This window comes from Vibrio sp. QJM3NY_15, from assembly GCF_057785995.1.
The window spans coordinates 386,474-402,331 of the sequence record NZ_CM173518.1 but is presented as its reverse complement, the minus strand read 5'-3'; the positions used below and the strand labels follow the sequence as shown (position 1 = coordinate 402,331).

15 protein-coding genes are annotated in these 15,858 nt (G+C 44.7%); 7 read left to right on the top strand and 8 right to left on the bottom strand.

Translation table 11 applies throughout. The features are described 5' to 3' along the window. Positions 1–134 precede the first annotated feature (134 nt). The gene (locus tag AC3CKG_RS18275) at positions 135–2,000 is read left to right on the top strand and encodes a fructose-specific PTS transporter subunit EIIC (RefSeq protein WP_488529728.1); all 1,866 of its coding nucleotides are present in this window, start codon (positions 135–137) and stop codon (positions 1,998–2,000) included. A gap of 111 nt (positions 2,001–2,111) precedes the next feature. On the opposite strand, the gene AC3CKG_RS18270 is transcribed toward AC3CKG_RS18275, so the two are convergent. Both AC3CKG_RS18270 and AC3CKG_RS18265 read right to left on the bottom strand, forming a co-directional pair. Continuing rightward, entirely contained in the window at positions 2,112–2,696 is a 585-nt protein-coding gene (locus tag AC3CKG_RS18270; protein WP_488529727.1) for a TetR/AcrR family transcriptional regulator, read from the bottom strand. Between the two features lie 163 nt (positions 2,697–2,859). After that, positions 2,860–3,408 (bottom strand): TetR/AcrR family transcriptional regulator, encoded by a 549-nt coding sequence (locus tag AC3CKG_RS18265; RefSeq protein ID WP_198592748.1) that lies wholly within the window; start codon positions 3,406–3,408, stop codon positions 2,860–2,862. A 202-nt stretch (positions 3,409–3,610) separates the two neighbouring features. Between AC3CKG_RS18265 and AC3CKG_RS18260 the strand changes: the two genes are divergently transcribed. Together AC3CKG_RS18260 and AC3CKG_RS18255 are read left to right on the top strand one after the other, a co-directional pair. Further along, positions 3,611–4,210, top strand: a complete 600-nt coding sequence (locus AC3CKG_RS18260; protein ID WP_488529726.1) for a hypothetical protein — start codon at positions 3,611–3,613, stop codon at positions 4,208–4,210. A 37-nt stretch (positions 4,211–4,247) separates the two neighbouring features. After that, entirely contained in the window at positions 4,248–5,132 is an 885-nt protein-coding gene (locus AC3CKG_RS18255; RefSeq protein WP_488529725.1) for an SDR family oxidoreductase, read from the top strand. On the opposite strand, the gene AC3CKG_RS18250 is transcribed toward AC3CKG_RS18255, so the two are convergent. Next, a complete protein-coding gene (locus AC3CKG_RS18250) occupies positions 5,129–5,302 on the bottom strand; it encodes a hypothetical protein (protein ID WP_017111500.1) in 174 nt (57 codons plus the stop codon). The two genes, AC3CKG_RS18255 and AC3CKG_RS18250, sit on opposite strands and share 4 nt — an antisense overlap. Positions 5,303–5,821: 519 nt before the next feature. Between AC3CKG_RS18250 and AC3CKG_RS18245 the strand changes: the two genes are divergently transcribed. Next, positions 5,822–7,801 carry a methyl-accepting chemotaxis protein gene (locus tag AC3CKG_RS18245; protein ID WP_488529724.1) on the top strand — a complete coding sequence of 660 codons (1,980 nt, stop codon included), beginning with the start codon at positions 5,822–5,824 and terminating at the stop codon, positions 7,799–7,801. A 91-nt stretch (positions 7,802–7,892) separates the two neighbouring features. On the opposite strand, the gene AC3CKG_RS18240 is transcribed toward AC3CKG_RS18245, so the two are convergent. From AC3CKG_RS18240 to ohr, 4 genes are all read right to left on the bottom strand, one after another. Further along, entirely contained in the window at positions 7,893–8,672 is a 780-nt protein-coding gene (locus AC3CKG_RS18240; protein ID WP_488529958.1) for a 2OG-Fe(II) oxygenase family protein, read from the bottom strand. 9 nt (positions 8,673–8,681) lie between these two features. Beyond that, entirely contained in the window at positions 8,682–10,022 is a 1,341-nt protein-coding gene (locus AC3CKG_RS18235) for an aldehyde dehydrogenase family protein (RefSeq protein WP_488529723.1), read from the bottom strand. 191 nt (positions 10,023–10,213) lie between these two features. Further along, positions 10,214–10,522, bottom strand: a complete 309-nt coding sequence (locus tag AC3CKG_RS18230) for an ArsR/SmtB family transcription factor (protein ID WP_004732945.1) — start codon at positions 10,520–10,522, stop codon at positions 10,214–10,216. A gap of 262 nt (positions 10,523–10,784) precedes the next feature. Further along, complete coding sequence (gene ohr, locus AC3CKG_RS18225; protein ID WP_012601111.1) at positions 10,785–11,207, bottom strand: organic hydroperoxide reductase Ohr; 423 nt, start codon at positions 11,205–11,207, stop codon at positions 10,785–10,787. A gap of 127 nt (positions 11,208–11,334) precedes the next feature. Here ohr and ohrR point away from each other — a divergent pair, with 127 nt between their 5' ends. Next, positions 11,335–11,772, top strand: a complete 438-nt coding sequence (gene ohrR / locus AC3CKG_RS18220) for a transcriptional regulator OhrR (RefSeq protein ID WP_488529722.1) — start codon at positions 11,335–11,337, stop codon at positions 11,770–11,772. Positions 11,773–11,902: 130 nt separating this feature from the next. Here ohrR and AC3CKG_RS18215 read toward each other — a convergent pair whose 3' ends face one another. Then, the gene (locus tag AC3CKG_RS18215) at positions 11,903–13,066 is read right to left on the bottom strand and encodes an amino acid permease (RefSeq protein WP_102383852.1); all 1,164 of its coding nucleotides are present in this window, start codon (positions 13,064–13,066) and stop codon (positions 11,903–11,905) included. 435 nt (positions 13,067–13,501) lie between these two features. Between AC3CKG_RS18215 and AC3CKG_RS18210 the strand changes: the two genes are divergently transcribed. Both AC3CKG_RS18210 and yidZ read left to right on the top strand, forming a co-directional pair. Beyond that, positions 13,502–14,713, top strand: coding sequence for an MdtL family multidrug efflux MFS transporter (locus tag AC3CKG_RS18210; RefSeq protein WP_488529721.1), 1,212 nt, complete (start codon positions 13,502–13,504; stop codon positions 14,711–14,713). Then, entirely contained in the window at positions 14,688–15,656 is a 969-nt protein-coding gene (gene yidZ / locus AC3CKG_RS18205) for an HTH-type transcriptional regulator YidZ (protein ID WP_488529720.1), read from the top strand. Before AC3CKG_RS18210 ends, yidZ begins: the two co-directional genes overlap by 26 nt. Positions 15,657–15,858: the final 202 nt, after the last annotated feature.

The following is a 15,858-nucleotide window of genomic DNA, read 5'->3' as shown; positions in this document are numbered from 1 at the left end:
TAGATTCTTGGTTACAATAATCCAGTTAATGCACCTTTCGTCCTATATATTGAGCGGGCTTGCATCGTTAATCTTTTCATATCATTAACCTCTTTATCTCATTTACTCAAATTGGTACTCGGACGAGGCAGCACATGGACATCACTAACATCATAGAGCCTGAGATTATCTGCTTAGATTTGAAGGCAGACTCTAAGCAAGCGGTATTTGAAGAGCTTGCTGAGATGCTTGATTCAGCGGGAAAGCTCTCCAGTAAAAGTGATTTCCTTGTTGATTTGTGGAAGCGAGAAACCATAGGTAATACAGGCTTTGATGATGGTATTGCGATACCACATGCGAAAAGTTCTGCTGTCGCTAAACCAGCAGTGGCGGTGGGAGTTAGCCGGTCGGGTATTGATTATGGCGCAGACGGCGGTGAACTGTCGGATGTGTTTTTCATGCTCGCATCGCCAGACAATAGCGATGACCATCATATTGAGGTGTTGGCTCAGATCTCGACTCGATTGATTGAAGATGGCTTTGTTACAAAATTGAAGGCGGCTGAGTCAGTTGAAGAAGCGCAACAACTGTTCATTGAAGCGAATTCTGAATCTTTCGATAGCTACGCTTCTAGTCATCATGAAGTGCACAGCGAACCATTAAGCCCTTGGGCACAATCTCTTAATCGTCTCAAAGAACACTTGTTGTACGGCACTTCGCACATGATCCCATTCGTGGTCGCAGGCGGTGTGCTCTTGTCTTTGTCTGTGATGATGTCTGGCCACGGCGCAGTACCAGAAAGTGGTGTGCTTGCTGATATCGCACAGATGGGCATCGCGGGCTTAACCCTGTTTACAGCAGTACTTGGTGGCTACATCGCTTACTCGATGGCAGATAAGCCGGGTTTAGCACCGGGCATGATTGGTTCTTGGGTGGCGGTCAATCAATACAACACTGGTTTCCTTGGTGCGATTGTGGTCGGCTTTTTCGCAGGCTTTGTGGTTAATCTACTTAAGAAGATCAAGTTACCAGACAGCATGATCTCGCTGAGCTCTATCTTTATCTATCCCTTAGTAGGCACCTTCATTACCTGTGGCGCTGTGATGTGGGTGATTGGCTCTCCTATCGCGTATGTGATGCTTGAGATGAACCAAATGCTCACTGGCATGGCGGGCTCAGGGAAAGTGGTGTTGGGCAGTATTTTAGGGGCGATGACGGCCTTTGATATGGGCGGCCCAATCAACAAAGTGGCGACGCTGTTTGCTCAAACGCAGGTGAACACTCAACCTTGGCTGATGGGGGGCGTCGGTATTGCCATTTGTACGCCACCATTAGGCATGGCTCTTGCCACTTTCATATCACCTAAGAAATTCAAACGAGACGAACGCGAAGCCGGAAAAGCAGCGGGTATTATGGGAATGATCGGCATCAGTGAAGGTGCTATTCCTTTTGCAGCCGCAGACCCTGCACGTGTTCTGCCTGCGGTTGTTGCTGGTGGCATTGTCGGTAATGTAGTTGGCTTTATGTTCCATGTTATCAACCATGCACCATGGGGCGGTTGGATCGTGCTGCCTGTGGTTGATGGCAAAATTGGCTACATTGTTGGAACATTAGCGGGCGCGCTGACAACAGCCCTTATTGTGATACTACTGAAAAAGAATGTCGTTGAAGACGAGTCGCGATTGAATCGAACGACAGGTGGTTCAGTCACGGAAGAAGGATTAGCTGATGTGCTGGCTGTTACTTCTTGTCCATCTGGTGTTGCCCATACGTTTCTAGCAGCGAAGTCTTTGGAAAAGGCAGCTCATCATCTCGGGGTTAGAATAAAAGTTGAAACGCAGGGCGCCAGCGGGATAGGCAATCGCATCACACAAAAAGATATTGAACGGGCGAGGTTGGTGATCTTCGCTCACGACGTGGCGATTAAAGAAGTAGAACGTTTTGCGAACGTCAAAACCTTAGATGTCAGCACCAAAGAAGCCATGCTCAATGCGCAGGCGTTGATTATGAGGAAAGTATAAAAGTAATCGGCTTTAAGATTGGCTGAAAAGCGATAAATAAAAAGACGCCCAAGTATTGGTAGTAATACTTGGGCGTCTTTTTGTAGGTCTGAGCTTATATAAGCTCAGCTGCTAAAAAGGGTGGTACTTGAAGATGTCTTCAACCATTGAGTTGAGTAGTTCTGTGTCATCGCAGGTTTTTGCATAAGTGCGTAGCCCTGCAATTTGAACCTGAACGTGGCGAGCAAGTTGAGTGGGTTCTCGATCTTTACTTATCTCACCTAAATCTTGCGCTTCGGCAATCAGTTTGGCGAACTCGCCTTCCATGATTTTGAGTGATTTCTTTGCTTCGCCCAATAATTCCGCGTGTTCATCCGTCAGTTCAGCTACGGTTTTAGCCAGCATACACATGCCGTTAGGCGCACTCTGTTTAGATTCAACTACTGCGCGTTTGATAAAGCTTTCAAGCGCTTTAATCGGAGAGCCTGTCTCACTGCGGAAGCGGTTCAGATTGAGAATGCCGAGTTCGGTATAGCGAGCCAATGTCTCTTTAAACAAGCCTTCTTTGCTACCAAAAGTCGCGTAAATGCTGCCCGGACGCATATCAATTACGTCCTGTAAGTTGCGCATAGAAGTTGCGTGAAAACCTTTTTCCCAATACAGGTTGGTGGCTCTGTCTACAACATCTTGTCTATCGAACTTTGCGGTTTTGGCCATAACATCTACTTCATCGGTCTGAATATATATTTAATATTTTATGCTGAACGTTCGTTCTAGTAAAGGGGTGTTTATTGTCGCTCAAACCAAGGTAAACCAATATGAATGAAATTCGCATTAATTGGTTGAAACCCATTGATTAAATGGCTTTGTGCTCAAGTTCTTATTTGTCTATTTGCTTGCTCACCACAGAGCGAACGTGATCGGTTTCCAATGTACCTCCACACAGGGCTTGGTGAGTGAGTAGTCCGATAAGAACAGAGAACAGCGGTAGTGCGTTCTTTTCATCAACGTATCGAGCAATCAATTGCTGATACTTTTCGTTGGCAATGGCCATGCTCGGATCTTGGGCGACAGCGTCCTGACCAATCACATCAATGTAATCAAAGACCAATTTCATTTCTTGGAAGTGACGCGACTCTATCGCTTGAAAGATCTGAACGAAGTTTTCAATTTTCTGTTCTTTAGTTGCCTCAACTGCAAGTGGCAGTTCTGCGAGGTTTCCGTCATCGTGTCTCACAATGGCTTCGGTTGCTGCCTTAAATAGTTCGTCTTTACTTTTGTAGTAGTGATAAACCGCGCTTTTGCTCATGTTGAGGTGTGAGCAGAGTTGTCTCATTCCCAATTCTTTATAACCAAACTCCAAAAACACACCAGCAGCTTTCAGTGCGATCTCTTCGCGTCTTTTGTCATGATCGACGATCTTTGGCATGAGTCTTCCTCGGAATTCAATAGTTGTAGGTTCAGTCAATTTAGGCAACTGAAGCAATAGCTTAATGCAACTGATGAGTGTCATCTTAGTTTAAATTAGTCCAAGTGGTCAAAATAATTCTTTACAGTGGTTAAAGTTCGATCTAATTTAAAAAGACCAAGTGTTCTAAATAAAAATTAAACGACGATTATTCGAGGTAACTATGAGAATTGATTGGAACCTACCCCCATTCAGAGCAGGCTTCTTAGGTGGACTTGATAAGTTTATTGGCCCCGGCGCCACATCAGCAGAGAAGAACTTGCAACTGTACGTTCCATTCATAGCGGGTGTGCTTATTGCAGCTTATGCTAATCACGCAGAGTTGGGCTGGTCTTGGGGGCAGTACTTAGCGGCGGTTTTGTTGACCATCGACATGTTGGGTGGCGTGATCACCAATGCGACATCAAGCGCTAAGCGTTGGTTTCACAGAGAAGGGGAAGGCTTTAAGCAACACATGACCTTTATCGCTATTCACTTCATTCAGTTGACGGTATTCAGTTGGCTGTTCTTGGATTTGAATCTGATGTGGGTAGCAGTGACGGGTGGCTACATGATGTTGGCGTGTGCCTTGGTACTGAAAACTGCACTCTATCTACAACGTCCAGTTGCTTTGATCCTGTATACAGTGAGCTTAATCATATCGCTTTATGTCGTCGAATCACCTACTGGCTTAGAGTGGTTCTTACCTGTGTTTTATTTGAAGTTATTGATCAGCCATATTCTAAGAGAAGAACCTTACCGTCCGGAAAATGAGGCTGTTTAATCCAATGAGGCTTTTTAATAAATGAGGCTGTATATAAATGAACGTAACGAATGAGCTCAAAAACCGAGTTTTGGTAGCAGGCGCGACAGGATACTTAGGTCGTCATCTTATCGAAGCGCTCCAAGCGTGTGATGCTGATTTCAAAGCGCAGGCTCGCAGTGCTGATAAATTGAAGGATCTCAGCCTAAACGATTCTCAAATTCAGATCGCACAAGTGACCGATGCCGATAGCCTAAAAGGTTGCTGCGATGGAGTGGATATCGTCATCTCTTGTGTTGGTATCACACGTCAAAAAGAGGGACTGAGTTACATAGATGTCGACTATCAAGCCAATCTAAACCTATTGGAAGAAGCTGAACGAGCTGGCGTTAAAAAGTTTGTCTATGTCTCGGCGTTTAGAGCTAATGTCATCAAACGCGTTCGCTTACTTGAGGCCAAAGAACGGTTTGCATACCGCTTATTGGCATCTGAATATTTAGCACCTTGTGTGATTCGTCCGAATGGATTTTTTGCCGACATCGAAGAGTTCTACAACATGGCTCAGTCGGGAAGGGTGTACTTGTTTGGTTCGGGTGATGTGCGTTTGAATCCGATTCATGGTGCAGATTTGGCAGGCTTTATCTTGGCTTCATTGCCTAATGACGAAAAAGAATTGGATGTGGGCGGCCCTGAGATCCTCAGTGCAACCCAAATAGCAGAGTTTGCTTTTCAATCTCAGGGTAAAATGGCGCGGATCACTTACATTCCCGATTGGGTGAGAAAGTTGGCTTTGAGCGTGATACGAAGACTACCGGAAAATCGAGTTGGGCCTGCGGAGTTTTTCTTGAGTGCAATGGAAGTGGATGCCATTGCACCTTGTGTAGGAAAGTATCACTTAAGTGATCACTTTTCCCAGCTTAATAAGGAGTCTAATAAAGGTTAGTGATCGACCACTTCTACTGTCTTGTGTTGCGCGCCATAATAGGTGCCTTCATCGATGGTATACATCAAGGTTTCTTCACACTCTGGGCAATCGAATTCCTCATTCGGTTCGATTGCTGCCTCTTCTACCCATTCCCAACCGATTTGCTCTTCGCAAGCGGGACAATTCATAAAATATCTCTCAGTTGTTGTCGCATATTTGCTGCGAGTCTCAATTTAACAAGTTCGGCATTATACATATTTAGTGAGTAAGGAGTAGATAGTTAGTCCGTATAGAGTAGACAAATCGTTAGCAAGGAATAGACAGCCAGTTAACGCAGAAATAGATACCGTTTTAGCACTGAACGAACAATTATTGACGAATATGTGTTAGCCGTGAGCACATAATTGGTGCAATCCTACCCCTTTTGGATTATAAAAAAGATGTCAATTTTCAGACGCTTACGTCAATAAAATGTTGTTGCACGTACTTTTCGCACAGTTAAGTCGGTTAGCTAACAGTTTTGTCGATAATCCAATGTATTTTATAAGGTTAAATGTTATTTTCACCGGCTACCGATTTGTGTGGATCGGTAATTGAACTCCATTGATTAAGTTGAATAATTATCCAGTCACCACTAAGGCGCGCCCACTAGAAGTGTGCCGAGTTCGATGGCTGAGAAAGACTTGTTAGCTGCTAGGGAAATAATAATGAATTTAACCGATATGTCTTTTAAGCAAAAAATCATCGCTTTGCTTATTTTACCGATCTTAGGTTTTCTATGGCTTAGTGTTTCTGCTATTTCGAAAGGCGTAGAAACCACCAGTGAAATGTCGTCATTAAACCAACTTACGCGTTTGTCGGTTGTGTACAGTGAACTTGTGCATGAGTTGCAAAAAGAACGTGGTATGACGGCTGGCTTTATTGGCTCACAGGGTACAAAGTTTGTGAGTGAATTGAGATCACAACGAGTTAGCGCAGATAAAAGACGCACTCAGAGAACAGAATACTGGCAGTCTGCTGAGATCGAACTACCTCAGATCAATCGCTTGAATAATGAAATAAGCCAAAGCTTAAATCAAATCACTTCTATTCGTAATCGAGTGGATTCTCAATCGATTCCGCTTTCTGAAGCGCTAGGCTATTACACAAAACTTAACGCCAAGCTGCTCAGTGTCTCTGCACTTATTGCAGAGCTGAGTTCTGATGCCGCCATCACCACAGAAACCATCGCTTACTACAACTTCTTGCAAGGAAAGGAACGCGCAGGTATCGAACGTGCAGTGTTAAACAATACCTTTTCCAAAAACGAGTTTGGCCCAGGTATGTTGGTGAAATTCATCTCTTTGGTAACCGAGCAAAACACGTATTTCGCCAACTTTGAAGTGCTTAGTAACCAAGCCAATGTTGATTTCTTTAAACAGCAACTGAATGATCGCTCGGTGGCAGAAGTGGAAAAACTTCGTGATCTCGCTGAATCGAAAATGAGTGGTTTTGATGTGGACCCTGTTTACTGGTTCTCTCAATCAACGGCTCGAATTGTTCAGTTAAAGAAAACAGAGAATCAACTTGCGGACTCATTGATTGCTCTGACTGAGCAAAAAACTCAGGACGCTCAATCAGCGATGATGGGCAGCATTGCGATGTTTGTGGTGATCACCCTGTTTGCCACGTTTGTGAGCTTTAAAGCGATCACTGACCTAACGACGAGGGTTAAAGATCTAACGCGAGTGCTATCTAAAGTTCGTAATGACAATGACTTAACCGTTCGTGCGACTTATGCAGGCAACAGTGAATTGGGTCAGATATCTTCATCGCTTAATGAAACACTAGAGAAGTTCTCTGGGGTTATTGATAGTTTATCTCAATCTAGCCTGACACTTGCCTCAGCAGCAGAAGAGACGGCGCAAACTTGCCAATACAACTCTAACACCTTGGTCGAGCAACAAGACCAAATCGGCTTGATTGCTACGGCAACAGAAGAGCTATCGGCAACGGTGAGCGAAGTCGCGGCTAAAACACAGCAAACAGCAAGTTCAGCTAAGTTGGCTGATGAGCAATCACAAGCCGGCTTGAATACCGTTCAGCACTCTTACCAATCGATTGAAACTTTGGCATCTGAGATTAACGGCCTTGCCGAGAAAATCACTCATTTACACGAAAGCAGCAATAACATTAACAGCGTGATTGATGTGATTAAGTCGGTTGCTGACCAAACCAACTTGTTGGCATTGAATGCGGCGATCGAGGCGGCTCGTGCAGGTGAACAAGGTCGTGGTTTTGCCGTCGTTGCCGATGAAGTTCGTACTCTGGCACAACGTACTCAAGAGTCTACTTTGGAAATTGAAGGCTTCATTAGCTCTCTACAATCAGATGTGCAAACCGCGTTCAATGTGATTGATAACAGCAAGAAGATGTCTTCAAGAGCGGTTGAAGATTCACGAGGAGTAGAGCAGACGCTGCAAGATATTTCAGGTGCGGTGAGCGAGATATTCAGCATGACAGAGCAGATCGCAACCGCAACGGAAGAGCAAGCAGTGGTCACTCAAGACATTGCTCAAAACGTTATGGCGGTCGAGCAGAAGTCGACAGAGTCTACGACCGGTGCAACGCAAATTGCGGCGACAGCGAAAGAACAAGCTGAATTGGCAACATCGCTGAAAGAGCTCTCGAATACGTTTAAGAGTTAGCATCTCAGAGCTAGAAGCTTTCTATCTTATATAAAAAATGTCCCGCCTAGCGCGGGACATTTTTTTGGAGTGAAACGATCAGTAGAGTCGCTTAGAGCTCGAATAGTACATCTGTGCGAATAATGTATTTCGTCCCAGAAAGTATCGGCGCAGAACCGTGAATACAATGGGCGGGGTGCGTACCGTGAGGAAAACAAAGCACGCTGCCACTTGGTGTTTTAACCGATTCTATATTCGCGTTCTCCTGATGATGCCCTTGACGACGAGCAGGTTTACTCGGGTCATTACGGTTAACCATAAATTGAGTTTCGCCGCCAACAAAGTCATCACTCAACAGAATCAAGAAGGTATACATGCTCCAACGGTCACCATACGCGTCATCGACCAGCTGTTCATTAACCACCTGACTGCCGGGCCACGACCCATCAGTGTGCATCTTAAAGAAATCCCCTTCATCGTAACGATAAAAGCGAAAACGACCATTAATGCCTAGAGGCTTTACACCAGCAAAGTGATTGTACTTATCGACGAAATGATCTTGGCAACGTTTCCAAATTACGTCGAGCGTTTCAGTATCAGCGATCAAGTTGAGATTCTGATTGTGGCGAACTTCTCTTGGTAGAGATACGGCCGCATCTTCCGTAAAGCCAAGTTGATTGGCTCCATTTAGTATGCGCTGAACTTCTTCAGGGAGTAGCACATCTAGTAACTGAAAAGCTCCCGGTACATTGTTTACTTCAGCGCGGGATACCGCGTTAACGTTCTTATCAAGTGCAAATGGGTTTGCAGACTTTGGTGCCCAAACGGGAAGGTCACTGCGCTGAGTACCTGACTCGCGTCGAACGACATAAAAGTTTTCTTTGTTATTCATCATCAACCTCTATCTTGAAACCACTTTTACTTGTGCAAACTGACGGTGCCCGTCAACCGAGCCGTGGTAACCAAGGCCACTCTGTTTCGCACCAACCCATGGAGCATCGCCACTGCCGCCTTGTCCTTGATTAATGCCAACCATGCCAGCATCAAGTTCGTCAGCTACGTCATTGACGCCTTGATTTCCGAACACCACGGCACCCAACCCATACTCGCTGTCATTAGCGCGCTCAATGGCATCATCAATGTTTGAGTAACGACTGATAGCAACAACCGGACCAAAGGTTTCTTCTGTTTCCAGTTTCATTTCTGGAGTCATTCCGGTGATAACCGTAGGGCGGATATAACGCTCGGGTTGTTCGGAGCTGCCTAAAAGGAAAGTGGCTCCTTTCTGTTGCGCGTCTTTTAGCTGGTCGACAATCTTAGCGTGTTGTGTCGCGTTGATGATTGGTCCGATATTGACGTTCGGCATATCCCACGGGCCAATTTGGTACATGTTAGCGATCTCGGTGACACGTTGTTCAAATTTTTCAGCGATACGATCATCAACATAAATACGTTCAATCGAAGTACACATTTGCCCTGAGTTCTCAAAGCTGCCCGCGACGGCAAAGCGAGCGGCCTGTTCTAGGTTGGCATCACGCATCACAATCATTGGGTCTTTGCCACCTAGCTCCATGACCAAGCGTTTTACCTTGCTCGCGGCACGTCTCATGATGTCTTGGCCTGTTGCTTTTGAGCCAGTGAACGCGATCATTTGGATGTCGCCTTCGACTAATGCCTTGCCTGTTTCACCATCGCCTTGCATCACGGTCAAGACATTCTCTGGTAAGTGCTTTTGCAGTTCACCAAAGAATGCTTCAGCGATGAGAGGTGTCTCTTCTGAAGGTTTTAGAATCACGCTATTGCCCGCGACCAGTGCTGGCACAATGAGGTTGTTTGCCATCATCACAGGGTAGTTCCAAGGAGATATAACTCCGACAACGCCAAGTGGGCGGTATTGAAGTTCTGTTGAACCGGACAATTTTCGTGTGTTGAGTGCACGTTGAGCATCCTCTGCATAGTGCTGACCCATGTAGATCGCACCGGTTGCTTCTCCGGTCGCGCGACGAATGTCTTTACCCATTTCACGAGCAAGTAACTGTGAGAGGGACTCTTCGTACTTATCAAGTTGTTGATAGGCTTTGATAATTATCCGCACTCGCTCGTTCATTGAGAGTTGACGCCATGCTTTTTGCGCAGCTTTTGCTTTGTGAATGGTTTGAGTGACTTCTTCAGCTGAAGTTTGGTTTACCTCGCCAAGGAGTTCACCGTTACTTGGGTCAAAGGATTGAATGGACTTGCTCATGTTTGTCGGCTCCGCTGCATTTTTAGTATCTGCATTATTATTGAATAGTTCGATAACTAGATATCTAAAAATCTCGATATGTTGGTTTTTAATAAATGATATTCGTTATAAAGGATGGCGTGAATCCATCCAGTTTTCATCGTGCTATCTAACTGTTGTTCTGTTGTTCTGTTGATTTTTGTTCTTTTCAACTATAGGGAATCAGACAGCGCTTTTAGGAATTTCTCGATGTATTCGTCATTACGCTTGTAGTAAGTCCACGAGCCAATGCGTTTTGATGTCACTAACTTTGCACGCTGTAGGTTCGAGAGGTAAGAAGAAACGGTAGATTGAGATAAGCCACTCTTCTCCTGAATAATGCTAACGCATACCCCCTCAACATCGGTATCAACGAGTTGCTTCTCTAGGTTAAAGTGCTCTTGAGGCGACTTAAGCCAATGAAGAATATCTCGGCGTACAGGGTTGTTGATGGATTTTAAAATTTCGTTCACGTCTGACATGGTGTTTGACTGCTATTTCTGATTTAAGTGAAATATACCCTCGAAATTAGGATATCGCAATATGTCGATGTCTATTTTCGGTGTCTGCCAATCCGGCGTTACGGTATCTGAGTATCGATTTGTTTTGGTAAAGCTTATTCGCTATTAACTAATGAACAATCCCCAAGTTACTCGCTCAAAGCAAAGTAACTTAGGGATAAGGCTCAATTTTAGGCGTCTACAGACATCTCTATTGGCGTATCTTTCAGGCTTTGACTTGAGACTAAAGCGCTTGTCCGTTAACCGACAATTTCACATCAATGTTGCCACGAACCGCGTTTGAGTAAGGGCAAACTTGGTGCGCCGTTTTCACAAGCGTCACAGCTTGTTCTTGCTCTAGATCCAGTTCAATCGATAGAGCAACAGTTAAAGCAAAGCCACCGTTTTCATTTGGTCCGATACCCACTGTTGCAGTCGTTGGCGCCGATGCGATTTTGATTTTCATCTCTTTTGCAACGTGAAGCAGCGCATTTGAGAAACACGCAGAATAGCCCGCAGCAAACAGTTGCTCAGGGTTGGTCGCTTCACCTGTTCCGCCCATCTCTTTAGGGTAGCTCAACGCCACTGAAAGCAGGTTGTCATCAGTAGAAACTTGGCCGTTACGACCTGCAGTAGCTGTAGCAGAAGTTGTGTAGAGTGTTGTCATTGTCTTAGTCCTTATTTGAATTGTGCAAAATTAGATTGCGTGCAACTTAATTTTAAAGCTAGCTTAATTGATAAAATTCGAGCGCGCAAGTATATTGTGCACAATTTAATTTATTGGTGAGGTGATCATGAGCGACCAAGATGACTATCTAAAACTGGATAATCAGGTGTGTTTTGCGCTGTATAGTGCATCGAATGCAATGAGTAGAGCGTATCAACCTTTACTGAAAGCGCTTGACCTTACTTACTTGCAGTACATTGTGATGATGGTGCTGTGGGACGAAAAAGAGATAAATGTCAAAGCCCTAGGCGCAAAAACGCATTTAGATTCAGGTACGTTGACGCCATTACTCAAGCGTTTGGAAACGAAAGGTTACGTGCTTAGAACTCGCAGTGCTGAAGATGAACGAGTTCGAGTTATTACACTGACGCCTGCAGGGGTAGAGCTCAAAGAGCAAGCGCAGACCGTGCCAGTAGAAATGCTGTGTCTTTCTAAGATGAATGAAGATGAGCTTAAATCGCTAAAAGCACAGTGTGAGCAGTTGCTTGGCAATTTGACCAAGTAAGCACTTTAGTTTTGGCCATGGTAATCAGAAAATAAAAAAGCCCGTTAGTCCGGCTGCTAATAATCGGACTAACGGGCTTCTTGTATCTGCTGCCTTCTAAATGGCAACAGATAGTCTACTCAATTGGGCTCTACCCCATAAACCAAGAGATAAAAATCAACGCGCCAAAACCGAATGTTGCCATCAGTGCCGTATCGCCACCAGCTGCTGTGTAGCTGCCTTCGGTTTGTAGGTGAGGGAAATCAGGTCTACGAACCTTAACTACCATCGCCAGAGGCCCCCAGATAGCTAAGAACACCAATACCATGCCCGCATAATCCAGCATGCTCACAAACTGGCTCGCGAACAGTTCAGCGAGTACCAAAGGCAAAACAAAGGTCAGAGCGTAAGCTAATGCTTTGTTGTTGGTGACTGCGTCTTTATTTTGGTCATACAGCGCCATGGACACACCAAGGAAAGAGGTTACCAATGCCAATGCTGAGAACAGCGCAATAACTACCTTTAACCAGGAAGATTGGCCGCTAAACGCTGAGATCAGTTCTGAAATGTTATGGAACTGGCTGATAGCGTCTGTGCCAAGGTTACCGATAATCGCGAACAACCAAGTTAGGTAGCAGATTAGTGGAATCACCGAGCCCAGCAGAATCATATTGCGGATCTGCTTTTGAGTCGCTTCTCGGTTGTAGATAACCAGTGACGGGATAACTACCATAGAGGCAAAACTGGTAAAGATAACCGCGCTGTATTGTACTACGTCATTAGCCGTGTACTTGCTGGCTTGAGTCAGGTAATCAAGGCGAATATTACTAAACAAAGAGGCGATAACAATAAACAGCATCACCACCATCATGATGAATAAACCGCGATTTAATTTGTCGATATACGACTTACCCGCCACCACAATCACACCCATCAATAGGCTGAAAACGGTATAAGCAGCGGATGCAGAGATGTCTACGCCCACATCGAGCAATAGCTTATGAATGATGTCGCCAACACCCAAGATATAAGCGATGAGCATGCAGACCAGCAGCAGGTAAAAGAGTGCATTGATAAAGTGTTTACCTTTGCTGCCTAGAGTTAGGTAAGCAACACTGCTCATGCCACTGTTGTCTTTAGTTTTGGTACACGCTTCTGCCAGTAGGAGTGCAGAGTAAGTGGTGCCGATAAAGATAAGTAGCATCAGCACTGAGCTGATCATGAAGCCAAATTGGGCCAACACCATGGGAATGGCAAGCATACCAGCCCCTAATGCAGTTCCTGAAAGAATCAAAGAACTGCCGAATAATTTCATATTCAAGAAAACAACCTCGAGGTATCCAATTAATTTTTAGTTGGATTGTAAATATTTGTTGCCAAGACTAACAAATTACTCAGCAAAGTTAGGGGTTAAATTCTAATAATTTTTGAATTTTTCTAAAAAATTTAAGTATGGATTTGTGGTGGATATGAGTGGTCAATTTAAGTATTTATGCGATGATTTAATTTATCGTTCTGATAACTTTTAGAAATTGTTCGCTGCTTAATAGTCTGCGGTTTATAGCTGATAAATCGGTGTCTTAATTTCAGCCGAATTGAGTCAAAACCTTGCTATTTCGTTAATTCTTGGCTGTCGCTTTATCCAAATACTGATGGTTTGTCGTAAATGGAAATATCCGTTGTCGCAGAAGCCACTCGGTAGTTTGGCGTTTCGCTCTTATTATCCTCACACCAATTATGTGAGGATTTTATGTATCGTTTTCTGTTTTGTAGTTTTGCGCTTGTTCTCTTGTATCCAACAGCCATTGATTTGTATCTGGTTGGCTTACCTCAAATCGCAGCGGACTTAAATGCCTCTGAGGCGCAGCTTCATGTCGCGTTCTCCATCTATCTCGCGGGCATGGCAGCTACGATGTTGTTTGCGGGTAAATTTGCCGACAGTGTAGGCAGAAAACCTGTCGCGATTTTCGGTGCAATTGTCTTTGCGATCTCTTCGATGTTAGGCGGAATCGTGACCAGTGCGGAACCGTTTCTTGCGGTACGTTTTTTCCAAGGTGTTGGCGCGGGGTCTTGTTATGTGGTGGCATTCGCCATACTGCGAGATGTGTTAGACGATCAAAAACGCGCTAAGGTGTTGTCGATGATGAATGGCATTACCTGCATCGTACCAGTACTTGCGCCTGTGATTGGCCACTTAATCATGACGGTTTACCCGTGGCCCACTTTGTTCACGACAATGGCGAGCATGGGAGTGGTGGTGTGTTTGTTGTCGGTGCTCATGCTAAAAGAGACTAAACCGAAGGTTACAGAGTCGGTGTTAGCAAAAGCTTCCTTATCTGAGACATCTCAATCAACTTCAACCGAAACGTTTAGAGACCCGTTGTTTATCAGTCGTGTGATCATGACCAGCTTAGGCGTGACGGCTATTCTGACTTACGTGAATGTGTCTCCAATGCTGATCATGACAGAGCTTGGTTTCGACCGAGGTCAGTATTCTTACATCATGGCACTCACCGCTTTGGTGAGCATGTTGGTTTCCTTCTTAGCCCCGTTTGCTTTGAATGTGTTTAAACAAAAGAACCTGATGCTGACTTCACAAGCGTGCTTCGTTATTGCCGCTATTTTGTTGCTTGCGTCGATTGATGGCGGCTTAGGCCATTACGTCACGTTGTTGGGTTTTGCTTTCGTGTGCGGCGGTTTCTCACTGGGTTTTGGTGTTGCGATGAGCCAAGCATTGAGCTGTTACTCACAGCGAGCAGGCGTAGCAAGTTCGATACTGGGCGTTTCTCAGGTGTGTACTTCGGCACTGTTTATCTGGTTGATGGGTGTTATCGGGCTAAGTGCATTGAATATGTTGGTATTTATATTGGCTGCTGGTGGAGTTATCAGTATTGCTCTAATACTATGGGTAGGTCCTTCCCAAGTTAAAAGTGATTATGAAGAAGCCACTAGCCCGTCTTGATCTGAATCTGTTGTTCACTCTGCAATTGCTGCTGCAAGAGCAGAGTGTTTCGAAAGCTGCCAAAAAGCTCAACGTCACGCCTTCAACGGTAAGCAAATCACTTACTAAACTTCGAGACTGGTTCGATGATCCTCTATTTGTAAAGACACCAAGAGGTTTAACGCCAACACCACTTGCGCTGAGCATGGCGAAAGATCTTCAAGACTGGCTGCAGATCGGTAGCCAAATATTGACGACTCGTGGCGACGATGCCCCAAAAGATCTGCGTTTGAATCTAGAAGCAGAATCTCCTCTGTCGCTAATTATGCTCAATGAGCTGACACAAAGCGTGTATCAACGCTACCCAGATGCAAAAATCAAAATGCGTAATTGGGATTATGATTCGATTGATGCCATTGTTCGTGGGGAATCTGACATTGGGTTTTCTGGGCGAGAAAGCCACCCGCGTTCGAAAGAGTCCTTAGACGCGCTGCCATACTTCATCGATTTTGAGGTTCTGTTTCACGACTTGCCTGTGGTGTACCTGAGAAAAGACCACCCAGCGTTACAAGAAGAGTGGAATCTTGAGGCTTTCCTTCAATATCCTCACATCAATATTGTGTGGGAGAAAAGCGAAACATGGGCATTAGATGAAGTGCTTACCGACTTGCAGCTCGACCGAAACATAGCACTGACATTAGCGGGCTTCGAACAATCGTTATTTATGACTGCCCAGTCAAATCACACCATGACTACGGTTGCGCCGAATTACTGCCGACGTTACGTAGAACAACTTCACCCTAATCTTACCTGTTTACCCATCCCTTTAGATGAAGAACATATCAAAAAACTGCTGATCCCGTTCACCATGATTTGGCACAAACGCAATGCCTACAACCCAATCGTTCTATGGTTAAAAGACACGCTCAGAGAGCTTTACCAATTTGAAGGGAAAAGCATCTAACCTTGTGATGAGATTCGATGTTCTGAAGGCTTGTACCGTTAATATTGATCGTTGATTGGAATAAGAATACTGACTTATAAGCGAGCCAGTCAGGTGTTATCTGGCGGTTTTTTCTTAATTTTTGATTCGATAAATAAAATGGTGCTGAACGAGTGTTCAAAATAAAACTTGAACGATCGTTCTAATTTGATCTATATTGTTT

Coding starts and splice junctions, on each gene's coding strand:
- AC3CKG_RS18260 (WP_488529726.1), top strand. CDS start 3,611: ATGAGAATTGATTGGAACCTACCCCCATTCAGAGCAGGCTTCTTAGGT.
- AC3CKG_RS18245 (WP_488529724.1), top strand. CDS start 5,822: ATGAATTTAACCGATATGTCTTTTAAGCAAAAAATCATCGCTTTGCTT.
- ohrR (WP_488529722.1), top strand. CDS start 11,335: ATGAGCGACCAAGATGACTATCTAAAACTGGATAATCAGGTGTGTTTT.
- AC3CKG_RS18255 (WP_488529725.1), top strand. CDS start 4,248: ATGAACGTAACGAATGAGCTCAAAAACCGAGTTTTGGTAGCAGGCGCG.
- AC3CKG_RS18270 (WP_488529727.1), bottom strand. CDS start 2,696: ATGGCCAAAACCGCAAAGTTCGATAGACAAGATGTTGTAGACAGAGCC.
- AC3CKG_RS18235 (WP_488529723.1), bottom strand. CDS start 10,022: ATGAGCAAGTCCATTCAATCCTTTGACCCAAGTAACGGTGAACTCCTT.
- AC3CKG_RS18230 (WP_004732945.1), bottom strand. CDS start 10,522: ATGTCAGACGTGAACGAAATTTTAAAATCCATCAACAACCCTGTACGC.
- ohr (WP_012601111.1), bottom strand. CDS start 11,207: ATGACAACACTCTACACAACTTCTGCTACAGCTACTGCAGGTCGTAAC.
- AC3CKG_RS18240 (WP_488529958.1), bottom strand. CDS start 8,672: ATGAATAACAAAGAAAACTTTTATGTCGTTCGACGCGAGTCAGGTACT.
- AC3CKG_RS18275 (WP_488529728.1), top strand. CDS start 135: ATGGACATCACTAACATCATAGAGCCTGAGATTATCTGCTTAGATTTG.
- AC3CKG_RS18215 (WP_102383852.1), bottom strand. CDS start 13,066: ATGAAATTATTCGGCAGTTCTTTGATTCTTTCAGGAACTGCATTAGGG.
- AC3CKG_RS18265 (WP_198592748.1), bottom strand. CDS start 3,408: ATGCCAAAGATCGTCGATCATGACAAAAGACGCGAAGAGATCGCACTG.
- AC3CKG_RS18250 (WP_017111500.1), bottom strand. CDS start 5,302: ATGAATTGTCCCGCTTGCGAAGAGCAAATCGGTTGGGAATGGGTAGAA.
- yidZ (WP_488529720.1), top strand. CDS start 14,688: ATGAAGAAGCCACTAGCCCGTCTTGATCTGAATCTGTTGTTCACTCTG.
- AC3CKG_RS18210 (WP_488529721.1), top strand. CDS start 13,502: ATGTATCGTTTTCTGTTTTGTAGTTTTGCGCTTGTTCTCTTGTATCCA.